The 22882-nt window shown below is 56.3% G+C and carries 12 protein-coding genes, 2 tRNA genes and 4 rRNA genes; 9 read left to right on the top strand and 9 right to left on the bottom strand.

What is annotated here, in order from left to right; genetic code table 11:
• Nucleotides 1–124 precede the first annotated feature (124 nt).
• The 6 genes from C4J90_RS00535 to C4J90_RS00560 all read right to left on the bottom strand — a co-directional run bounded on the left by C4J90_RS00535 (nucleotide 125) and on the right by C4J90_RS00560 (nucleotide 6632).
• Nucleotides 125–340 carry a DUF1127 domain-containing protein gene (locus C4J90_RS00535; RefSeq protein WP_003187413.1) on the bottom strand — a complete coding sequence of 72 codons (216 nt, stop codon included), beginning with the start codon at nucleotides 338–340 and terminating at the stop codon, nucleotides 125–127.
• Between the two features lie 318 nt (nucleotides 341–658).
• Nucleotides 659–2152, bottom strand: a complete 1494-nt coding sequence (locus C4J90_RS00540) for an acetyl-CoA hydrolase/transferase family protein (protein WP_124360668.1) — start codon at nucleotides 2150–2152, stop codon at nucleotides 659–661.
• Between the two features lie 234 nt (nucleotides 2153–2386).
• On the bottom strand, nucleotides 2387–3823 hold the full coding sequence (locus C4J90_RS00545; RefSeq protein WP_124418958.1) for an NAD(P)(+) transhydrogenase (Re/Si-specific) subunit beta: 1437 nt from the start codon (nucleotides 3821–3823) through the stop codon (nucleotides 2387–2389).
• Nucleotides 3823–4143, bottom strand: a complete 321-nt coding sequence (locus tag C4J90_RS00550) for an NAD(P) transhydrogenase subunit alpha (protein ID WP_003187417.1) — start codon at nucleotides 4141–4143, stop codon at nucleotides 3823–3825. The genes C4J90_RS00545 and C4J90_RS00550 overlap by 1 nt, the downstream gene beginning before the upstream one ends.
• Before the next feature lie 15 nt (nucleotides 4144–4158).
• Nucleotides 4159–5280: a Re/Si-specific NAD(P)(+) transhydrogenase subunit alpha gene (locus tag C4J90_RS00555; protein WP_124413459.1), complete on the bottom strand. Its 1122-nt coding sequence runs from the start codon at nucleotides 5278–5280 to the stop codon at nucleotides 4159–4161.
• Between the two features lie 452 nt (nucleotides 5281–5732).
• A complete protein-coding gene (locus tag C4J90_RS00560; protein ID WP_124418959.1) occupies nucleotides 5733–6632 on the bottom strand; it encodes a LysR family transcriptional regulator in 900 nt (299 codons plus the stop codon).
• 157 nt (nucleotides 6633–6789) lie between these two features.
• On the opposite strand from C4J90_RS00560, the gene C4J90_RS00565 reads away from it, so the two are divergent.
• The 9 genes from C4J90_RS00565 (at nucleotide 6790) to C4J90_RS00610 (ending at nucleotide 17389) form a co-directional block, all read left to right on the top strand.
• Nucleotides 6790–7971 (top strand): acyl-CoA dehydrogenase, encoded by a 1182-nt coding sequence (locus C4J90_RS00565; RefSeq protein WP_124360672.1) that lies wholly within the window; start codon nucleotides 6790–6792, stop codon nucleotides 7969–7971.
• A 13-nt stretch (nucleotides 7972–7984) separates the two neighbouring features.
• Nucleotides 7985–9205 (top strand): CaiB/BaiF CoA-transferase family protein, encoded by a 1221-nt coding sequence (locus tag C4J90_RS00570; RefSeq protein ID WP_124360673.1) that lies wholly within the window; start codon nucleotides 7985–7987, stop codon nucleotides 9203–9205.
• Nucleotides 9206–9769: 564 nt separating this feature from the next.
• Nucleotides 9770–11306 (top strand): 16S ribosomal RNA (locus C4J90_RS00580).
• Between the two features lie 122 nt (nucleotides 11307–11428).
• Nucleotides 11429–11505, top strand: a tRNA-Ile gene (locus C4J90_RS00585).
• Between the two features lie 10 nt (nucleotides 11506–11515).
• Nucleotides 11516–11591 (top strand) — tRNA-Ala (locus C4J90_RS00590).
• 239 nt (nucleotides 11592–11830) lie between these two features.
• Nucleotides 11831–14722: ribosomal RNA gene (locus C4J90_RS00595) — 23S ribosomal RNA — on the top strand.
• Nucleotides 14723–14893: 171 nt separating this feature from the next.
• Nucleotides 14894–15009 (top strand): 5S ribosomal RNA (gene rrf / locus C4J90_RS00600).
• Nucleotides 15010–15118: 109 nt separating this feature from the next.
• Nucleotides 15119–15234, top strand: a 5S ribosomal RNA gene (gene rrf, locus C4J90_RS00605).
• Together the 16S, 23S and 5S rRNA genes with 2 tRNA genes alongside form the textbook arrangement of a ribosomal RNA operon.
• A 274-nt stretch (nucleotides 15235–15508) precedes the next feature.
• On the top strand, nucleotides 15509–17389 hold the full coding sequence (locus C4J90_RS00610) for a methyl-accepting chemotaxis protein (protein WP_124418960.1): 1881 nt from the start codon (nucleotides 15509–15511) through the stop codon (nucleotides 17387–17389).
• Nucleotides 17390–17457: 68 nt separating this feature from the next.
• Here C4J90_RS00610 and C4J90_RS00615 read toward each other — a convergent pair whose 3' ends face one another.
• From C4J90_RS00615 to C4J90_RS00625, 3 genes are read right to left on the bottom strand one after another with little or no spacing between them, the layout of a single operon-like run.
• Nucleotides 17458–20835 (bottom strand): amino acid adenylation domain-containing protein, encoded by a 3378-nt coding sequence (locus C4J90_RS00615; protein ID WP_124418961.1) that lies wholly within the window; start codon nucleotides 20833–20835, stop codon nucleotides 17458–17460.
• Complete coding sequence (locus C4J90_RS00620) at nucleotides 20832–21779, bottom strand: diiron oxygenase (RefSeq protein WP_124418962.1); 948 nt, start codon at nucleotides 21777–21779, stop codon at nucleotides 20832–20834. The genes C4J90_RS00615 and C4J90_RS00620 overlap by 4 nt, the downstream gene beginning before the upstream one ends.
• Nucleotides 21776–22534: a DUF3050 domain-containing protein gene (locus C4J90_RS00625; RefSeq protein ID WP_124360677.1), complete on the bottom strand. Its 759-nt coding sequence runs from the start codon at nucleotides 22532–22534 to the stop codon at nucleotides 21776–21778. The genes C4J90_RS00620 and C4J90_RS00625 overlap by 4 nt, the downstream gene beginning before the upstream one ends.
• Nucleotides 22535–22882: the final 348 nt, after the last annotated feature.

Raw genomic sequence — 22882 nt, forward strand, 5'->3', positions numbered from 1 at the left:
CGCTGTATCAATTGCATCGCATCAGAAACAGCAAAGCCCGCCTCCGGTTTCCCGGGGCGGGCTTTGCTTTGACAAATCAGAGTGCTGGCAGTGGACCCGACAGGTCAGGGCCAGCGAGCGCCAATCAGCGCCAGAACGGCTTGCTCAGCTCTTCGTAGCGTTGAGCTTCGCTGATACCTGCATCAGCCAGCAGACGCGAATCCAGGCGAGCCAGTTGGTGGCGGCTGGAGATGCGGCGCTGCCACAACATCAGGTTGGCGAGAACGCGCAGAGGCAGGGAAGCCTGGGTGTTAACAGCTTTTTCTTCGAAGAACAGTTCGGAACTGAGTGTACGTTCCATGATGACATCCTTCCGCTTGTGGCGGGATTAGGTAGTGGTTTAACTGATGCCAATCATCCTCCTCCCGCGCAAGACTCTCTAGATACAGTTCACTTGTATTGTGAGGGGCCAGTTAACTGTTTATAGAGGCTGTACGGTACGAAATGAGGGCAACTGTACCTGCTCGCACTGAAACAGTGCGAAATGGGCATTTTAGAGGAGGGTCGTAGGATATTTCGGTAGGAAATGACCGGTACAGCAGTACAGTTTTTGACGTAACCGCCGCTTAAGCGACCGGGTCGATGAAACTGTCTAGGCATCAACCCGGTTGTGTACTCCTCAAGCCTTGAGCATGTGTCCGGTTTCTTCCAGGTTAATGTGCCAGCTCAGTGCATCACGCAGGATGTGCGGGGTATGCCCGCCAAGCGCGCAGGCGGCCTCGAAGTAACTGTTCAGCGCATCGCGATACGCCGGGTGCACACAGTTGTCGATGATCACTCGGGCCCGCTCCCGTGGCGCCAGGCCACGCAAGTCGGCCAGGCCCACTTCGGTCACCAGGATGTCTACGTCATGTTCGGTGTGGTCCACGTGGCTCACCATCGGTACCACGCTGGAAATCGCGCCGCCTTTGGCAATCGACTTGGTCACGAAGATCGCCAGGTGCGCATTGCGCGCAAAGTCGCCGGAGCCGCCAATGCCGTTCATCATTCGCGTGCCGCAAACGTGGGTGGAATTGACGTTGCCGTAGATATCGAACTCCAACGCGGTGTTGATACCAATAATGCCCAGGCGACGCACCACTTCAGGATGGTTGGAAATTTCCTGCGGGCGCAGCACCAATTTGTCCTTGTAGTGCTCAAGATTGCCGAACACGTCGGCATTGCGCCGCTCTGACAGGGTAATCGAGCTGCCGGAGGCGAAGCTCAGCTTGCCGGCGTCGATCAAGTCGAACGTCGAGTCCTGCAGCACTTCCGAATACATGGTCAAGTCTTCGAACGGCGAGTCAATCAGGCCACACATCACCGCGTTAGCGATATTGCCGATACCGGCCTGCAGCGGGCCGAGCTTGTTGGTCATGCGGCCGGCGTCTACTTCCTGTTTCAGAAAGTTGATCAGGTGATTGGCGATGCCTTGGGTATCACTGTCGGGTGGCGTTACGGTGGACGCCGAATCGGCCTGATTGGTGATCACGATGGCGACGATCTTCTCGGGCGGGATAGGAATCGCCGGGCTGCCAATGCGGTCGTCGACTTTAACCAGCGGAATCGGCGTGCGGGTTGGCCGATAAGAGGGGATGTAAATATCGTGCAGCCCTTCCAGGTTAGGGTTATGCGCCAGGTTGATCTCGACGATCACTTGCTTGGCAAAAATCGCGAAGCTGGCCGAGTTGCCTACCGACGTGGTGGGTACGATATGCCCAAGCTCGGTGATTGCAACGGCTTCGATCACCGCGATGTCCGGCAACTTGAGCTGGTTATTGCGCAACTGCTCGACGGTTTCCGACAGGTGCTGGTCGATAAACATCACCTCGCCCGCGTTGATCGCCTTGCGCAGCGTGCTGTCCACTTGAAAGGGCATGCGTCGTGAGAGTACGCCGGCTTCGGTCAATTGCTTGTCCAGGTCGTTGCCCAGGCTGGCGCCGGTCATCAGGGTGATTTTCAGCGGGGAAGTCTTGGCGCGCTCGGCCAGGGCGTGAGGAACGGCCTTGGCTTCACCGGCGCGGGTGAAGCCGCTCATGCCGACGGTCATGCCGTCCTCGATCAGTGCTGCGGCGTCTGCCGCGCTCATGACCTTGTTCAACAACGAAGGCAAGCGGATACGATCACGGTACATGAATGGTCATCTCAGGCTACGGAAGCAAGGTGGGCAGTGTAGTGATTTCAAAAAGTTTCGGCCCGCTACCATGGTCGAATGCCGAGTAGCGATTTAGAGCCTTTGGTCGGGTTTCATATGAGTGTGCAAAGCGGGGCGTGCAATGTCCCCGGCTGCATTCCCACGCAGAGCATGGGAACGAAAAAACCCCAGCCTACGTGAGGCCAGGGTTTCGAGTGTTGCGCTGGCGCAGTGTTATTCGACGGCCTTGACCATGTCTTCGATGACCTTCTTGGCATCACCGAAGACCATCATGGTCTTGTCCAGGTAGAACAACTCGTTATCCAGGCCCGCGTAGCCGCTGGCCATCGAGCGCTTGTTGACGATGATGGTCTTGGCCTTGAACGCTTCAAGGATCGGCATGCCGGCGATCGGTGAGTTCGGATCGTTCTTGGCGGCCGGGTTGACCACGTCGTTGGCGCCCAGCACCAGTACCACGTCGGCCTGGCCGAACTCGGAGTTGATGTCCTCCATCTCGAACACTTGGTCGTACGGCACTTCTGCCTCGGCGAGCAGTACGTTCATGTGCCCAGGCATACGGCCCGCTACCGGGTGGATCGCATACTTCACTGTTACGCCGCGGTGAGTCAGCTTCTCGGTCAGTTCCTTGAGCGCGTGTTGCGCTCGGGCCACTGCCAGGCCGTAGCCCGGCACGATGATCACGGTGTCGGCGTTGGTCAGCAGGAACGTGGCATCGTCGGCCGAGCCGGATTTCACCGGTCGTGTTTCTTTAGCACCTGTCGCAGCGGCGGCGTCCGGCGTATTGCCGAAACCGCCGAGCAGTACATTAAAGAAGGAACGGTTCATCGCCTTGCACATGATGTACGAAAGGATCGCGCCGCTGGAACCCACCAGGGAGCCGGCGATGATCAGCATCGAATTGTTCAGCGAGAAGCCGATGCCCGCCGCTGCCCAGCCGGAGTAGCTGTTGAGCATCGACACGACAACCGGCATATCGGCGCCGCCGATCGGGATGATGATCAGCACGCCCAGGACAAAGGCCAGGGCCAGCATCACTGCGAAGGCCGTCAGGTTGCCGGTGAACATGAACGCCAGGCCCAGCCCCAGCGTGAGCAGGCCCAGCACCAGGTTGAGCTTGTGCTGGCCGCCGAACTGTACCGGTGCGCCCTGGAACAGGCGGAACTTGTACTTGCCCGACAGCTTGCCGAAGGCGATCACCGAACCGGAGAAGGTGATTGCGCCGATGGCGGCGCCGAGGAACAGCTCCAGGCGGTTGCCTGCGGGAATCGCGTCGCCCAGGTGTTTGACGATGCCCAGCGATTGCGGCTCGACGACAGCTGCGATGGCGATAAACACTGCGGCCAGGCCGATCATGCTGTGCATGAAAGCTACCAGCTCCGGCATCTTGGTCATTTCTACGCGCTTGGCCATGATCGAGCCGGCGGTGCCGCCGATCAGCAGGCCGACGATCACGTAGCCGATACCGGCAGTCGCCAGCTCAGCGCCGAGCTTATAGATGAGGCCGACGGTGGTGATTACCGCCAGCGCCATGCCGAGCATGCCAAACAGGTTGCCGCGCCGCGAAGTGGTCGGGTGCGAGAGGCCTTTGAGGGCTTGGATGAAACAGATCGACGCAATCAGGTAGAGCGTCGTGACGAGGTTCATGCTCATTACTTTGGCGCCTCTTCTTTTACTTTCGGGGCTTTTTTCTTGAACATCTCAAGCATGCGCCGCGTGACCAGAAAGCCACCAAATACGTTGACCGCTGCCAGCGCCACGGCCAGGGTGCCCATTGTTTTGCCCAGCGGCGTCACCGTGAGGGCGGCGGCGAGCATGGCGCCGACGATCACAATGGCCGAAATGGCGTTAGTCACGGCCATCAACGGCGTGTGCAGCGCGGGTGTCACGTTCCAGACCACGTGGTAACCGACATAAATCGCCAGCACAAAGATGATCAGGTTGTAGATACCGGGGGAGATAAGCTCTTCCATCGTCTGAATCCCTGCTTAGGCGTTTTTGCGGATGACTTGGCCGTCGCGGCACATCAGGCACGCGGCGACGATGTCGTCTTCGAGGTTGATTTCAAACTGCCCTTCCTTGGTGAACACCAGCTTCAGGAAGTCCAGCAGGTTGCGTGCATACAAGGCCGACGCATCGGCGGCCACGGCGCCGGCCAGGTTGGTCGGGCCGCAAATGATCACGCCGTTTTCCACCACCACTTGATCTGCGACCGTCAGCGGGCAGTTGCCGCCCTGGGCTGCCGCGAGGTCAATGACGACCGAGCCCGGCTTCATCTGTGCGACGGTTTCGGCGCTGAGCAAGATCGGTGCTTTGCGACCGGGGATCAATGCCGTGGTGATGACGATATCGGCTTGCTTGGCGCGCTCGTGCACAGCCAGGGCCTGGCGCTGCATCCAACTGGTGGGCATCGGGCGTGCGTAACCACCGACGCCGACCGCGCATTCACGTTCCTCATCGGTTTCGTAAGGCACATCGACGAACTTGGCGCCGAGGGATTCGATCTGTTCCTTTACGGCCGGGCGTACATCAGAGGCTTCGATTACTGCACCCAGGCGTTTCGCCGTGGCGATGGCCTGCAAACCGGCGACGCCGGCGCCAAGGATCAGCACGCGGGCCGCTTTCACGGTGCCTGCGGCGGTCATCAACATCGGCATGAAGCGCGGGTAGTGGTGGGCAGCCAGCAATACCGCCTTGTAGCCGGCAATGTTGGCTTGTGAAGACAGCACATCCAGGCTCTGGGCCCGCGAGGTGCGTGGCGCCGCTTCGAGAGCGAAGGCCGTGATGCCGCGTTCTGCGAGCTTGGCGATGGTTTCGTTGCTGAACGGATTGAGCATGCCCACCAATACGGTGCCGCTTTTGATCAGCACCAGTTCGCTGTCGCTGGGGGCAACCACCTTGAGGATCAGTTCGGCGCCAAACGCATCGTTGGCGCTGCCAATGGTTGCGCCTGCCGTTTCATAGGCACTGTCGACGATGCTGGCTTTAATGCCTGCGCCGCTTTGTACAGTGACCTTATGGCCCTGGCCGATCAGCTTCTTGATGGTTTCCGGGGTGGCAGCCACCCGCGTTTCACCGGTCTGGGTTTCGAGAGGAACACCAATGTGCACGTCAAATCTCCTGCATGATCTTTTTGCTTTTGATCTTTTTGTAAAAAGGCCAGTGCGCCGTGAGTGGCGCAGCTGGGGCGGCCGATCAGCACGATCCCGCTGAAATGACAGCGGGGCGCGGCATTTTGCAGGCGAACTTTACGGCCTTCAAGGGATTATGACGGGTGACGAAAAATTAACTACAAGTCACCCTGTGACTGATTGTCGCAACGCATAGAAATAACCTTATTAAATACAGGCTGTTAAGCACTTTTGTAGTGAAATATACAGTTTCCACATGGTCATGGTGAATAGTCGGTTATTGACCCGTGATGGTCGCTATAGGCCATGAAAATCATGGCTTTGAGCCTCATCTGTGTTCGGCAGGTACAGTCTGTTTAAATGCGACATCTACGTATATCTGTAGGGCTATTATTTATCTGACTACAAGGTCAATAAATTGCCGTACGCCTTTAAATATTGGGGTTGTAGCGCTGAGATTGGCCGATAAGCCAGTCTCGGAACGCATGCAATGAAGCAGATTCGACCTTTCGTTCTGGAATCATCAAGTAATAGGCCTTATCGCTGCTCAGGGTCTGGTTAGCGGCGATCATCAACTGTTTCTCCTGTAACTCCCGCTGGATCAAGAAGGGCGGGATCAACGCGATGCCCATGTCATGCATAGCCGCCTGGGACAACATTGAGAATAGCTCGTAACGCGGGCCTGTCATGTCGCGGGGAACGCTCAGTTGCTGGGCGTTGAACCACTGGCGCCAGGCATAAGGGCGGGTTGTCTGCTGCAGCAGAGGCAGTTCGGCGATTTCCCGAGGAGTGAAGTGCGCAAGGTCGCCGAGTAGGCGTGGGCTGCAGACGGGCACAGGGTTTTCACCCATGAGCCGATGGGATTCCGTGCCGGACCAGTCGGCATCGCCGAAGTAGATCGCAGCGTCGAACTCGGTGTCGGCAAAGAGGAAGGGGCGTGTGCGGTTGGTCAGGTTGACCGTCACTTCCGGATGCTGCTGTTGAAAGTCCTTCAGCCGCGGGATCAGCCACTGGGTGCCAAACGTCGGTACCACCGCCAGTTCGATCACGTTCGCGCCTTGCTGGCCCATGACTGAAAGGGTATCGCGCTCCACCGCATCCAGTTGCTTAGCCACTCTGCGGCTATAGGACAGACCCGCCTCGGTCAGCTTCACCCCGCGCCGCGAGCGCCGAAACAGTTCGACACTCAAAAACTCTTCAAGGCTGGCGATCTGTCGGCAGATCGCGCCTTGGGTGATGGAAAGCTCCTGCGCCGCCTTGGTGAAGCTCTCGTGGCGGGCTGCTGCTTCAAAGCTGATGAGCGCGGTAGTGCTGGGGATTTTCCTGCGCATGTACATTGTCCTCACATGTAAGGCGCATTTTTGGCCTTATCGAGCATTACGAAGTGAGAAATTAGCACAAGCTCATGCAGAAACCTCGTTTGCCCTCTGCGCCGTCCCGACCTAGTCTGCATGCACGACGTTTGATTCTTTTCGTGAGGACTTATTCATGGCTGGCAAGGCAAGCTTCAACTGGATCGATCCATTGCTGCTGGATCAACAGCTCACCGAAGAAGAGCGCATGGTGCGTGACAGTGCCGAGCAATTTGCTCAGGACAAGTTGGCGCCTCGAGTGCTTGAAGCTTTCCGTCATGAAAAGACCGACCCTGCGATCTTCCGCGAGATGGGCGAAACCGGCTTGTTGGGAGCGATGATTCCCGAGCAATACGGTGGCAGTGGCTTGAACTACGTCAGCTATGGGTTGATTGCCCGTGAAGTCGAGCGTGTCGATTCCGGTTATCGCTCGATGATGAGTGTGCAGTCCTCACTGGTGATGGTGCCGATCAATGAATTCGGTACCGAGGCGCAAAAGCAGAAGTACCTGCCGAAATTGGCCTCGGGCGAATGGATCGGCTGCTTCGGTCTCACCGAGCCCAATCATGGTTCTGATCCAGGCGCGATGATCACCCGTGCGCGTAAAGTGGAGGGCGGCTACAGCCTGAGCGGCGCGAAGATGTGGATTACCAACAGCCCGATCGCCGACGTGTTTGTGGTGTGGGGCAAGGACGACGCCGGCGACATACGCGGTTTTGTCCTGGAGAAGGGCTGGAAAGGCCTGAGCGCGCCGGCGATTCACGGCAAGGTCGGCCTGCGGGCGTCCATCACCGGCGAAATCGTGATGGATAACGTATTTGTACCGGAAGAGAACATCTTTCCGGATGTGCGTGGCTTGAAGGGGCCTTTTACTTGCCTGAATTCGGCACGATACGGCATCTCCTGGGGCGCGCTGGGCGCTGCGGAGTTCTGCTGGCATACCGCGCGTCAGTACACCCTTGATCGCCACCAGTTTGGCCGGCCATTGGCCGCGACGCAGTTGATCCAGAAGAAGCTGGCCGACATGCAGACCGAGATCACATTGGCGCTGCAAGGCTGCCTGCGCTTGGGTCGGATGAAGGATGAAGGGACGGCGGCGGTCGAGATCACTTCGATCATGAAGCGCAACTCATGCGGCAAGTCCCTGGATATCGCGCGTATGGCCCGGGACATGTTGGGTGGTAACGGTATCTCCGACGAGTTTGGGGTGGCGCGCCATTTGGTCAACCTGGAGGTGGTCAACACCTATGAAGGTACCCATGACGTGCACGCCTTGATCCTGGGGCGCGCGCAAACCGGTCTTCAGGCGTTCTATTAATAGGAGCATGGGCATGGGCGCGCTTTCGCATCTGCGAGTACTGGATTTATCGCGAGTACTGGCGGGCCCTTGGTCCGGGCAGATACTTGCGGACCTCGGGGCCGAGGTGATCAAGGTCGAAAGGCCGGGCAATGGTGACGACACGCGCGCCTGGGGGCCGCCCTTCCTCAAGGATGCTTATGGTGAGAACACCAGTGAGGCGGCGTACTACCTGTCTGCCAACCGTAATAAGGAATCGGTGACCATCGACTTCACCAAGCCTGAGGGGCAGAGGCTGGTGCGTGACCTGGCTGCCAAGTCGGACATCCTGATCGAGAACTTCAAAGTGGGTGGCCTGGCGGCTTATGGTTTGGATTATGAGTCGCTCAAGGAGATAAATCCGGAGCTGATCTATTGCTCGATCACCGGTTTTGGCCAGACCGGGCCTTATGCCACGCGTGCCGGCTATGACTTCATGATTCAAGGGTTGGGTGGGTTGATGAGCCTGACCGGTCGGCCTGAGGGGGATGATGGCGCGGGGCCGGTGAAGGTTGGGGTGGCATTGACCGATATTCTCACGGGGCTTTATTCAACCGTGGCTATCCTGGCAGCCCTCGCTCACCGGGATCACGACGGCGGCGGGCAACATATCGATATGGCGCTGCTGGATGTGCAGGTGGCTTGCCTGGCTAATCAGGCGATGAATTACCTGACGACGGGGGTCTCGCCAAAACGCCTGGGCAACGCGCATCCGAATATCGTGCCTTATCAGGACTTTCCTACGGCCGATGGTGATTTCATTCTGACGGTGGGAAATGACGGTCAGTTTCGCAAGTTCGCCGAGGTGGCTGGGCAGCCACAGTGGGCGGATGATCCGCGGTTCTCTACTAACAAGATGCGGGTTGCCAATCGTGCGGCGCTGATCCCGTTGATTCGTCAGGCGACGGTCTTCAAGACCACGGCAGAGTGGGTATCGCAACTGGAGAAAGTAGGCGTGCCGTGTGGGCCGATCAATGATCTGGCGCAAATGTTCGCTGATCCGCAGGTCAAGGCGCGGGGGTTGGCCATGGAGCTGCCTCATGCTTTGGCGGGGATGGTGCCTCAGGTCGCCAGCCCGATCCGGCTTTCCAAGACGCCTGTGGAGTATCGCAGTGCGCCGCCGCTGCTGGGTGAGCACACGCTTCAAGTGCTGCAGAGTGTACTGGGGCTGACGCCGTTGAATGTGGCTGCTTTAAGAAAGGCTGGCGTCATCTGAGGGCGCTCTCTATATAGAAGAGGTATCTGTCGGTCGTTTTATGATCAATCCTAACTATTTGATAAGAAAACGAAATTAGAAGTTGACGGCAGATTCTGTGCGCCTATAATTCGCCCCACTTCCGGCGCAGTCGAAACGGAAAACTTCTTGGTAAACAATGAGTTAAGTAAGTTTTGACAGTAAGTTGCTTCAGTTCATCGAGGCCAAAAGGAAGTTGAAAAAGAGGTGTTGACAGCAGCGTGTAACGCTGTAGAATTCGCCTCCCGCTTACGAGAGATCGCAAGCGCAAGTGGTTGAAGTTGTTGAAGAAATCTTCGAAAACTTCTGAAAATAACCACTTGACAGCAAATGAGGCTGCTGTAGAATGCGCGCCTCGGTTGAGACGAATAGCTCTTAACCAACCGCTCTTTAACAACTGAATCAAGCAATTCGTGTGGGTGCTTGTGGAGTCAGACTGATAGTCAACAAGATTATCAGCATCACAAGTTACTCCGCGAGAAATCAAAGATGTAACCAACGATTGCTGAGCCAAGTTTAGGGTTTCTTAAAAACCCAAAGATGTTTGAACTGAAGAGTTTGATCATGGCTCAGATTGAACGCTGGCGGCAGGCCTAACACATGCAAGTCGAGCGGTAGAGAGAAGCTTGCTTCTCTTGAGAGCGGCGGACGGGTGAGTAATGCCTAGGAATCTGCCTGGTAGTGGGGGATAACGTTCGGAAACGGACGCTAATACCGCATACGTCCTACGGGAGAAAGCAGGGGACCTTCGGGCCTTGCGCTATCAGATGAGCCTAGGTCGGATTAGCTAGTTGGTGAGGTAATGGCTCACCAAGGCGACGATCCGTAACTGGTCTGAGAGGATGATCAGTCACACTGGAACTGAGACACGGTCCAGACTCCTACGGGAGGCAGCAGTGGGGAATATTGGACAATGGGCGAAAGCCTGATCCAGCCATGCCGCGTGTGTGAAGAAGGTCTTCGGATTGTAAAGCACTTTAAGTTGGGAGGAAGGGCAGTTACCTAATACGTGATTGTTTTGACGTTACCGACAGAATAAGCACCGGCTAACTCTGTGCCAGCAGCCGCGGTAATACAGAGGGTGCAAGCGTTAATCGGAATTACTGGGCGTAAAGCGCGCGTAGGTGGTTTGTTAAGTTGGATGTGAAATCCCCGGGCTCAACCTGGGAACTGCATTCAAAACTGACTGACTAGAGTGTGGTAGAGGGTGGTGGAATTTCCTGTGTAGCGGTGAAATGCGTAGATATAGGAAGGAACACCAGTGGCGAAGGCGACCACCTGGACCAACACTGACACTGAGGTGCGAAAGCGTGGGGAGCAAACAGGATTAGATACCCTGGTAGTCCACGCCGTAAACGATGTCAACTAGCCGTTGGGAGCCTTGAGCTCTTAGTGGCGCAGCTAACGCATTAAGTTGACCGCCTGGGGAGTACGGCCGCAAGGTTAAAACTCAAATGAATTGACGGGGGCCCGCACAAGCGGTGGAGCATGTGGTTTAATTCGAAGCAACGCGAAGAACCTTACCAGGCCTTGACATCCAATGAACTTTCCAGAGATGGATTGGTGCCTTCGGGAACATTGAGACAGGTGCTGCATGGCTGTCGTCAGCTCGTGTCGTGAGATGTTGGGTTAAGTCCCGTAACGAGCGCAACCCTTGTCCTTAGTTACCAGCACGTTATGGTGGGCACTCTAAGGAGACTGCCGGTGACAAACCGGAGGAAGGTGGGGATGACGTCAAGTCATCATGGCCCTTACGGCCTGGGCTACACACGTGCTACAATGGTCGGTACAGAGGGTTGCCAAGCCGCGAGGTGGAGCTAATCCCAGAAAACCGATCGTAGTCCGGATCGCAGTCTGCAACTCGACTGCGTGAAGTCGGAATCGCTAGTAATCGCGAATCAGAATGTCGCGGTGAATACGTTCCCGGGCCTTGTACACACCGCCCGTCACACCATGGGAGTGGGTTGCACCAGAAGTAGCTAGTCTAACCTTCGGGAGGACGGTTACCACGGTGTGATTCATGACTGGGGTGAAGTCGTAACAAGGTAGCCGTAGGGGAACCTGCGGCTGGATCACCTCCTTAATCGACGACATCAGCTGCTTCATGAGCTCCCACACGAATTGCTTGATTCATTGAAGAAGACGATAGAAGCAGCTTTAAGCTCCAAGCTGATAGCTCTTAGCTAATCAGTTGCGCTCGAAATTGGGTCTGTAGCTCAGTTGGTTAGAGCGCACCCCTGATAAGGGTGAGGTCGGCAGTTCGAATCTGCCCAGACCCACCAATTTTGTTATGGGGCCATAGCTCAGCTGGGAGAGCGCCTGCCTTGCACGCAGGAGGTCAACGGTTCGATCCCGTTTGGCTCCACCATTAACTGTTTCTGCTGTTAGAGTTTAGAAATGAGTATTCCGCTGTGAATATTGATTTCTAGTCTTTGATTAGATCGTTCTTTAAAAATTTAGGTATGTGATAGAAAGATAGACTGAACGTTACTTTCACTGGTAACGGCTCAGGCTAAGGTAAAATTTGTGAGTCGCTCTTAATTGAGTATGATCGAATTTTCGGCGAATGTTGTCTTCACAGTATAACCAGATTGCTTGGGGTTATATGGTCAAGTGAAGAAGCGCATACGGTGGATGCCTTGGCAGTCAGAGGCGATGAAAGACGTGGTAGCCTGCGAAAAGCTTCGGGGAGTCGGCAAACAGACTTTGATCCGGAGATGTCTGAATGGGGGAACCCAGCCATCATAAGATGGTTACCTTACACTGAATACATAGGTGTATGGAGCGAACCAGGGGAACTGAAACATCTAAGTACCCTGAGGAAAAGAAATCAACCGAGATTCCCTTAGTAGTGGCGAGCGAACGGGGACTAGCCCTTAAGTGGCTTTGAGATTAGCGGAACGCTCTGGAAAGTGCGGCCATAGTGGGTGATAGCCCTGTACGCGAAAATCTCTTAGTCATGAAATCGAGTAGGACGGAGCACGAGAAACTTTGTCTGAATATGGGGGGACCATCCTCCAAGGCTAAATACTACTGACTGACCGATAGTGAACTAGTACCGTGAGGGAAAGGCGAAAAGAACCCCGGAGAGGGGAGTGAAATAGATCCTGAAACCGTATGCGTACAAGCAGTGGGAGCCTACTTTGTTAGGTGACTGCGTACCTTTTGTATAATGGGTCAGCGACTTATTTTCAGTGGCGAGCTTAACCGAATAGGGGAGGCGTAGCGAAAGCGAGTCTTAATAGGGCGTCTAGTCGCTGGGAATAGACCCGAAACCGGGCGATCTATCCATGGGCAGGTTGAAGGTTGGGTAACACTAACTGGAGGACCGAACCGACTACCGTTGAAAAGTTAGCGGATGACCTGTGGATCGGAGTGAAAGGCTAATCAAGCTCGGAGATAGCTGGTTCTCCTCGAAAGCTATTTAGGTAGCGCCTCATGTATCACTGTAGGGGGTAGAGCACTGTTTCGGCTAGGGGGTCATCCCGACTTACCAAACCGATGCAAACTCCGAATACCTACAAGTGCCGAGCATGGGAGACACACGGCGGGTGCTAACGTCCGTCGTGAAAAGGGAAACAACCCAGACCGTCAGCTAAGGTCCCAAAGTTATGGTTAAGTGGGAAACGATGTGGGAAGGCTTAGACAGCTAGGAGGTTGGCTTAGAAGCAGCCACCCTTTAAAGAAAGCGTAATAGCTCACTAGTCGAGTCGGCCTGCGCGGAAGATGTAACGGGGCTCAAACCATACACCGAAGCTACGGGTATCACGTAAGTGATGCGGTAGAGGAGCGTTCTGTAAGCCTGTGAAGGTGAGTTGAGAAGCTTGCTGGAGGTATCAGAAGTGCGAATGCTGACATGAGTAACGACAATGGGTGTGAAAAACACCCACGCCGAAAGACCAAGGTTTCCTGCGCAACGTTAATCGACGCAGGGTTAGTCGGTCCCTAAGGCGAGGCTGAAAAGCGTAGTCGATGGAAAACAGGTTAATATTCCTGTACTTCTGGTTATTGCGATGGAGGGACGGAGAAGGCTAGGCCAGCTTGGCGTTGGTTGTCCAAGTTTAAGGTGGTAGGCTGGAATCTTAGGTAAATCCGGGATTCTAAGGCCGAGAGCTGATGACGAGTTGTCTTTTAGATGACGAAGTGGTTGATGCCATGCTTCCAAGAAAAGCTTCTAAGCTTCAGGTAACCAGGAACCGTACCCCAAACCGACACAGGTGGTTGGGTAGAGAATACCAAGGCGCTTGAGAGAACTCGGGTGAAGGAACTAGGCAAAATGGCACCGTAACTTCGGGAGAAGGTGCGCCGGTGAGGGTGAAGGACTTGCTCCGTAAGCTCATGCCGGTCGAAGATACCAGGCCGCTGCGACTGTTTATTAAAAACACAGCACTCTGCAAACACGAAAGTGGACGTATAGGGTGTGACGCCTGCCCGGTGCCGGAAGGTTAATTGATGGGGTTAGCTAACGCGAAGCTCTTGATCGAAGCCCCGGTAAACGGCGGCCGTAACTATAACGGTCCTAAGGTAGCGAAATTCCTTGTCGGGTAAGTTCCGACCTGCACGAATGGCGTAACGATGGCGGCGCTGTCTCCACCCGAGACTCAGTGAAATTGAAATCGCTGTGAAGATGCAGTGTATCCGCGGCTAGACGGAAAGACCCCGTGAACCTTTACTATAGCTTTGCACTGGACTTTGAATTTGCTTGTGTAGGATAGGTGGGAGGCTTTGAAGCGTGGACGCCAGTTCGCGTGGAGCCAACCTTGAAATACCACCCTGGCAACTTTGAGGTTCTAACTCAGGTCCGTTATCCGGATCGAGGACAGTGTATGGTGGGTAGTTTGACTGGGGCGGTCTCCTCCTAAAGAGTAACGGAGGAGTACGAAGGTGCGCTCAGACCGGTCGGAAATCGGTCGTAGAGTATAAAGGCAAAAGCGCGCTTGACTGCGAGACAGACACGTCGAGCAGGTACGAAAGTAGGTCTTAGTGATCCGGTGGTTCTGTATGGAAGGGCCATCGCTCAACGGATAAAAGGTACTCCGGGGATAACAGGCTGATACCGCCCAAGAGTTCATATCGACGGCGGTGTTTGGCACCTCGATGTCGGCTCATCACATCCTGGGGCTGAAGCCGGTCCCAAGGGTATGGCTGTTCGCCATTTAAAGTGGTACGCGAGCTGGGTTTAGAACGTCGTGAGACAGTTCGGTCCCTATCTGCCGTGGACGTTTGAGATTTGAGAGGGGCTGCTCCTAGTACGAGAGGACCGGAGTGGACGAACCTCTGGTGTTCCGGTTGTCACGCCAGTGGCATTGCCGGGTAGCTATGTTCGGAATAGATAACCGCTGAAAGCATCTAAGCGGGAAACTAGCCTCAAGATGAGATCTCACTGGGACCTTGAGTCCCCTGAAGGGCCGTCGAAGACTACGACGTTGATAGGTTGGGTGTGTAAGCGCTGTGAGGCGTTGAGCTAACCAATACTAATTGCCCGTGAGGCTTGACCATATAACACCCAAGCAATTTGACTACTCCTGACTTTAAAAAAGCAGAAGCATCAGATTGCGGTGTGTGAAGACGCAATGAACCGAAAGTTCGATACTCACAAAACACCGACTTCTATCCCATACCCAATTTGCTGAAGCGAGGCCATCTGGCCACGACTCAGTACCCGAATTTCTTGACGACCATAGAGCATTGGAACCACCTGATCCCATCCCGAACTCAGTAGTGAAACGATGCATCGCCGATGGTAGTGTGGGGTTTCCCCATGTGAGAGTAGGTCATCGTCAAGATTAAATTCCAGAACCCCTGTTTGCGTACGCAAACAGGGGTTTTGTTTATGTAGAAGTCCATGAATTTCACCGGTACGTAGCTAGCGCAACGATCTGGTACACAGAATTTCTTGACGACCATAGAGCATTGGAACCACCTGATCCCATCCCGAACTCAGCAGTGAAACGATGCATCGCCGATGGTAGTGTGGGGTTTCCCCATGTGAGAGTAGGTCATCGTCAAGATTGAATTCCGAAACCCCTGTCTGCTTACGCAGACAGGGGTTTTGTCGTTTAGGGTTCTAAGTGGCTGATAATCGACTGTGCTCATACCGCCTGTCGTTCTCTTACGCTAAAAGCGGAAGATTCACACAAATCTCTAAGTTTTATCGATTTCTGGCCGAAAGCCTGACGAGCCATGCGTGCACCGAAATAGAGCGGTCGCAGAGTCCGCCTATCGCGATACATGGAATGTTCCACTCGGCACGCTCACCCCCCTTTGGCAAAAGAAGTCGATGAAATGAATCTCAAGTTCAGTCATAAAATTCTGTTGGCTGCGTCAGGCGTCGTGGTTCTGGCCTTCGCGCTATTCACGTTCTACAACGATTACCTGCAGCGCAACACGATCAGGCAGAACCTGGCGTCCTCCATCCAGCAATCCGGAGAGCTTACCGCCAGCAGTGTGCAGAACTGGCTCAGCGGCCGTATCCTGGTTCTCGAGAGCCTGGCACAAAACGTTGCCCATCAAGGCAGCGCCGCCGACCTTCCCGGCTTGGTCGATCAACCGGCGCTCACCTCCAACTTCCAGTTCACCTACGTTGGCCAAATCAATGGAGTGTTCACCCAGCGCCCCGACGCGAAGATGCCCGAAGGCTATGACCCACGTCAGCGCCCTTGGTACAAGCAAGCCGTAGCAGCCGACAAAACCATGCTTACCCCGCCTTATATGGCGGCTGTAGGCGGCCAGATCGTGACGATCGCCATGCCGGTGAAGAAGAACGGAGAGTTGTTGGGCGTGGTGGGTGGCGACTTGAGCCTGCAAACCTTGGTGAAGATCATCAACTCGGTGGATTTTGGCGGTATTGGTCATGCATTCCTGGTCAGTGGTGATGGCCAGGTCATCGTCAGTCCTGACCAGGACCAGGTGATGAAAAACCTCAAGGATATCTACCCGGGCACCCTGGTGCGCATCGAGAAGGTTAACCAGGAGGTTGTCCTCAATGGACAAGACCGAATCCTGTCCTTTACACCAATCAACGGGTTGCCGGGGGCTGACTGGTACATCGGTCTGTCTATCGACAAAGATAAAGCCTATGCCGCACTGGGTAAATTTCGCACTTCAGCGTTGATCGCAATGCTCATCGCCGTGGTGGCGATTGCCGTACTGTTGAGTGTGCTGATTCAGGTGTTGTTGCGTCCGCTGACCACCATGGGCGTTGCCATGCAGGACATTGCTCAAGGCGAAGGTGACCTGACCCGCCGCCTCGACGTGACCAGCAAAGACGAGTTTGGCGAAGTCGGTAGCGCATTCAATCAGTTTGTCGAGCGGATCCACGCCTCGATTTCCGAAGTGTCCTCGGCCACCCGCCAGGTGCATGACCTGTCCCAGCGCGTAATGGCGTCGTCCAACGCGTCGATCATCGGCTCCGATGAACAAAGTGCACGTACCAACAGCGTGGCTGCCGCTATCAACGAGCTGGGTGCCGCTACCCAGGAAATCGCACGTAACGCCGCTGATGCCTCGCAGCATGCCAGCGGTGCCAGTGAGCAAGCTGATGATGGGCGCAAAGTGGTCGAGCAAACCATCCAGGCGATGTCGGAACTGTCGCAGAAAATCAGCCTGTCCTGTACCCAGATCGAAACCCTTAACGCCAGCACCGACAACATCGGACACATTCTCGATGTGATCAAGGGCATCTCCCAGCAGACCAACTTACTTGCGCTTAACGCGGCAATCGAAGCTGCCCGTGCCGGCGAAGCAGGGCGTGGGTTTGCCGTGGTGGCGGATGAAGTGCGTAACCTGGCTCACCGTACCCAGGAATCGGCAGAAGAGATCCACAAAATGATCACTTCGCTGCAAGTGGGTTCGCGTGAAGCCGTGACCACCATGAACGCCAGCCAAGTCTCCAGCGAGGAAAGCGTTGAAGTGGCTAACCAGGCCGGCGAGCGTCTGGTCAGCGTGACACAGCGAATCGTTGAGATCGACGGCATGAACCAATCGGTCGCCGCTGCCACCGAGGAGCAAACGGCGGTGGTTGAAACCCTCAATGTCGACATCAACCAGATCAACCTGCTGAACCAGCAAGGCGTGGCCAATCTCAACGAGACGCTCAAGGACTGCGACGCGCTGTCCCAGCAGGCCAGTCGATTGAAGCAATTGGTCGACAGCTTCAAGATCTGATCCTCGCTGTATCGGAGCGAGGCCTCGCTCCGATACAGCCGAGCAACTTCAATGCGGGCCAAAGCCGCTCAGAGAAAGCCGATGGCTCTGAGGTAGTCACAGCCCTTGCGTAACAGTGCGGGGCTCTTTGGCGGATACTGTGTGCCCATTTGTTCCAGGCCCCACTGCGCGTTGCTGTAATGGATCATCGACGTGTCGCCGATGTCTTCACCCAACCCATCAAGGTAAAAGCCCAGTACGCCGAACAACGCATTGTCGTGGCGCACTGTGCGCAACGCCCGTTGCCAATGTTGAAGGCTTACCCGTTCGAAGGTGTGTCCGGCCTGGCTGAACGCATTAAGGTACTGGTCCCAGCTCAAAGGTTGAGGATTGTGCAGGTTGAAGACGTTTCGCCCAGGGACAAAACGCGCGCTGTGAAACGCGATGAAGCGCGCCAGGAAGTCCACCGGCATCAGGTCGAAATTGCCCTCCATTCGAGGAACCCTGCCCAACTGCAGTGACCCTTTGAGCATCAACATCAACCGATTTTTATGGGGTTGGCAGACACCGTTCCGGCTGTTGAAACTGATATTCCCTGGCCGATGAATATTCACCCATGCCCCTTGCTCGACTGCACGCCCCAACAACCGCTCGGCCACCCACTTCGAGAGGTTGTAGCCGTTTTTTACATAGAGCGGCAACGCGCGGCTTGCGGGTGCTTCGAGCACATACCCATCAGTGTCGAGGCGACTGCAGGCTGACAGCGTTGAAATGAAATTGAAAACTTTCTTACAGTGGGTCTCGCAAAGGCGCAGGCATTCAAACACCGGTTCGACGTTGTCGTTGGCCAGTGCTATGTAGTCCATCACATGGTTGACCTGCGCCGCATTGTGCACCAGCACACCATGATTGCGGGCGAGGTGGTCGTACGCCTCTGCAGACAGACCCAGGCGGGGTTGGCGCAGGTCGGCGGCATACACCTGCACTCGGCTCAGGTCCAGCTGTTCCAGGCGGTATTCGCGCAACGCCTGAGAGAATCGGTCCGCCGCCGACTGGCCTGGGAGCGCCCGGACCAGGCACGCTACCTCCTGCGCCCCACCCGCCAGCAAGGCCTGGACGATGTGCACGCCGACAAAGCTGTTCGCCCCTGTGACAATCGCCTTGCGTGGATCCCCGGCGCGGGCCTCGGGCAGCACCTCAAGCGTCATGGCTCGGGATGCATCTTTTTCCATCTGGCTGAACGATGTATTCGGCAGCGCTGCGCCCTGCATCTGCAAGGCCAGCGTACGAATCGTCGGCGCTTCAAAAAATTGGCTCAAGGAGAGGCTGCGGCCAAACTGCTCGCGCAGGCGCAGCAACAAAGTGGACAGCAGGATCGAATGGCCGCCCAGGTTGAAAAAGCTGTCGTCGATCGACACGTCACCGGCAGGCAACCCTAACAACTCCCCCCACAGGTCTACCAACTGCGCCTGGACTGGCGTGAGCGTGCTGCAACGCGTCATCTCCTGGGCGCGGGTAATTGGCGTCTCCCGCAACGCCTTGCGATCGATCTTGCCGTTGCTCGAAGCGGGGAGGCTCGGCAGCTCGCTCCAGGCGACAGGTTGCATATGTTCAGGCAGCCACTGCCGTGCGTGCTCCTTCAGGCTGGCCAGCGTGGCGCCGGGTTCGGGCTGGGCCGCAAAGCCGATGATTCTGTGCGTCTGATCAATCACCACTGCCACTTGGCGAAACAACCGACTGCTGCGCAGGCAGTGCTCGATCTCCTGAGGTTCGACCCGAAAACCGCGGATCTTGACCTGGTCATCCCGTCGGCCGCCCAACTCGATACCGTCTTGCGTCCATTTCGCCAGATCGCCGCTGCGGTAAGCCTGCAGCCATTGCCCGTCGGGCAACGTCAGCTTGATGAACGGGGAGTCGGCCTGAGGTGGTCCGTTCATATAGCCCAGGCTCACGCCCGGTCCTGCGAGGTACAGATCGCCCATCACCTGCTCGTCCACCGGTTGCAGGTGCTTGTCCAGGATCAAGACCTGGCTGTTGGCGATGGGCAGGCCGATATTGCGATTGCTATCACCGAGCCGAAACTTTCGATGGGTTGCCAGTACCGTGGCTTCGGTGGGGCCATAGAGGTTGTGAAACTGGCATTGGCCGGCCATTCGCTCGATCACGTAGGGTTCGCAAAAGTCGCCGCCGGTGAGCAGGTGTGCGAGGCCCAGCGGCTGGTCCAGCGGCAAGATGCCGAGCAGTGCCGGTGGCAAGAAAGCATGAGTGACGCGTTGCAGGCGAATCAGCTCGACCAATTGCCGGGGATCGTGACGTTGTTCTGCGCTGGGGACAATCAACGCTGCGCCCGCGATCAAGGCGGGGAAAATATCGATCAGTGAGGAGTCAAAGCTCAGCGGCGAAAATTGCAGGACGCGGCTTTTATCGTCCAGCGCCACACAGGTACCGAGCCAGGCCGTGAAATGTGCCAGATTATGTTGGCTGAGCAGCACACCCTTGGGTTGCCCCGTGGTGCCAGAGGTAAAAAGCGCCATACACGGCGCATCGGCCTGGGGACGATGGCGCATCAGCGGCTGTGTGGAGTCGATGCCGTGTGGGGTGAGCGTACTGACATCAAGTGAAACGCACTTATCCCGCAACGGGTGCAGGCCATTTTCCAGTAATACGCCTGCACCTGCGCTTGTCAGCATGCTGTGCTGGCGTTTTACCGGATGGTCCGGAGACAGCGGCAAATACACCGCGCCACAGCCCAGCACCGCCAGAATGCTTGCGTAAAGCTCGGTAGATTTTTCCAGGCATACACCCACCACCGGTGGTGTTTCAATGCCCGCCAACAGGGGCAGCAAGTGTTGCTGAATCGCCACGGCTTTTTCCTGAAGCTGGCGATAAGTCACCCTGCGCCCCGCAATATTCAGCGCTGTACGATCGGCGAAGGCATTCAGGCTGGCCTGTAACCGTTCGATCATGGGCGCCTGTGCCGCCCGCAGCAGTGCCGGATCGGCTGTACGGTTGAATCGATGCATGAACGCCAGTGACTCCAGTCCTCGCAAGCCCTGTTCGGGCAAGGTGCCCGGGTTGGCCGTTGCACAGAAATAACCAGGGTCTCTCGAGAATCCGCTGACCAATGACGCTACCCACTCCACCAGAGCGTGCGCCGCACGACGACGCAGGCGCTGGCCGTTGCCGCTGGGCTCCTCGGCGACGTCGTGCACGGCCAACAGGCGCCGATCACGGTCATAGCAGCGAAACTGAAGTGCGGGTAACCCAGTTTCGGACACGGGGCCGATGCACAGGCGCAGGCTCATCCACGGCGCATCGGTGGATAAGGCTGACGGTGACTGGCTGCCGTCCTCAATCACCAGGTCGACCGACCCCGCCCCCGCGATATGCCCGTATTGTTCCAGAACCTGCTTGAGGGCCCCCAGTGCTTCACTGGCACCGCCCCATTCAATCGTCAAGCGCCTCATGCCAGCCTCCCCGCCGCGGGCAGGTAGTCGTCCAGTGCGCGTGCCACGCTTGGGGTGTGCAGCACGCCGCTGTGGTGCAGGAAGCCCATGATGTTGCCCATCAACGGGTGCTGGCGGGTGATAGGAAAATCCAACGCAATGATTTCATCCTGCAGCGCCAAACGAATATCGGTACTGACATCCAGGTGTTCGATCAACTGCAAGTCGAAGCCTTTCTGTATGTCGTTGGTCAGGTAATGGGCCAGAAAAGTCGGGAGCACGCCGCCAATGCTGTCGCGGTCTTGCGCGCTTGCCGACTGCCAGTAGATACGCACCAACTGTGTCCAGAACTGTGCGTGGCGCCCTTCATCGAACAGGTGATCGGCCATCAGGCCGCGTACGGACGACTTGATACTGTCGTCCTTGGAAAAGGCCGCCACATCATGGGTGACGGTGTTTTCGGCGATGGCCACGACAATCAACTCGACGGCATCGTGCAGGTGCTCCGGTGCCTGCGCCTGCGCGGCCGGCAAGGCGCGGCTCAGTTCGATCTGCCCCGGCAGGTCCAGGGGCTCGATACCGGTCAACGCCACGGCTTGCTGCAGGAAGTCCAGTGCCACCAATGCGTGGTAATCCTCATCCACTACGACGGTCATTGCATCGTAGCGGCAGGCGAGGGGGAGGGGCAGCGAGAAGCGATTCTTGGCAATACGGCGGGCAAGTTTATCGACGATCTCGGTTTCGAAAACCACGATGTCATGGATGAATCGATAAAAGCTTTGCACCAGCACAAAGTCGCGGCATTGCGAGCAGCGCTCGAGAAAGGTCGCACTCAATACAAGGGGTTGGCGGCTCAGGGGATAGATCAGTTTGCCGTCGTTTTCCAACATGCGGCGCGGGCGTGTGCGGATGGTTGCGCGCCGCTCCCAGTCTTCGGCAAAGGAGTGATAGCCGGTGGCGCTCATGGGTGTACCTCATGCATTGAGGCGTGTACGTCGTCCCAGAAGGTCATGCGGCTTTCCAGGGCACCGAAGGCAGCGCTATCGGCTTGTCGCTGGCGAGTCGGGTCTGCGCCGATCAAATGCTGGAGCACCTGCTCCGCCGCCGGGCCGTGCTCCTGGCTATCCAACTCGATATGACGGTTGAGGTAGTGACACAAGATGGGTGCCTGATGAGCAATCAAGGGGCTGCTGCACAGAAGGCGCTCGAACATGGATGCAATGACGCCTTCACGACCATGCAGGAAGGCCGCCGCGACGCAGTGGGTGGGGGCGCTGAGTGCGATCTGCCATGTGCTGTCGACAAAGCGCGGCACGCCGGGGGGCGCACCGATCATTCGCAGCGCTGCGCTGACCTCTACACCCTGGTGTTGCAGGTCAATGAAACGTGCGATGACACGGGTATTGGCGCCCACCTCCGCCATGGCTTCCAGGTACAGCTCAAAGTGACTGCAATGGCCCCGCGTCGGATGTTCGTCCGACTCCTCGCCCAGCACGATTTCATTGATCAGGCGTGCGGCCTGCGGATTGGCTGGCGGGAGCCAGGGTATTTGGGTGCACGTAAGGTCCTGTTGCAGGCGTTTGGTCAGGGTCATGAAGTCCCAAACCGCAAATACATGGCTTTCCATAAAGTGTTGTAATTTGCTAAGAGAAGTTATTTCAGCAAATAACGGGTGACGGTACAGTTTAAGTTTCTTTTGTTCGAGCGAATGATGATGCATGGTTGACGCCTATGAAGTTGTTGCGACTGCTCTAGTTGCAGTGATGGATTTTGTAGTTGTTAGTTGGAAGATTAGCGTTACGGCGCGCCCACGCGAGGAGCGCTGGCTCAGTACGCGGGCAGCGATTGCAAGGTTTTTGGGTGAGTCGCTGATACTAAGCTGATTAAACGTTTGGATGAGCTTATAAATGTATTAAATGTTTTTTCGAACAAAAACTTCCCGGAGAAATAGTTGTTTGAAGTGTGAGAAGTTTCCTTATATAACGCCGATTTGATTAAGGCTTGCCGGTTTGTTCACAGTGTTATCAACGCGGGACGCTTCCTGATAAGGGATGGTACCCCGCGATGC

Source organism: Pseudomonas sp. R2-60-08W, from assembly GCF_003852335.1.
Taxonomy (GTDB): domain Bacteria; phylum Pseudomonadota; class Gammaproteobacteria; order Pseudomonadales; family Pseudomonadaceae; genus Aquipseudomonas.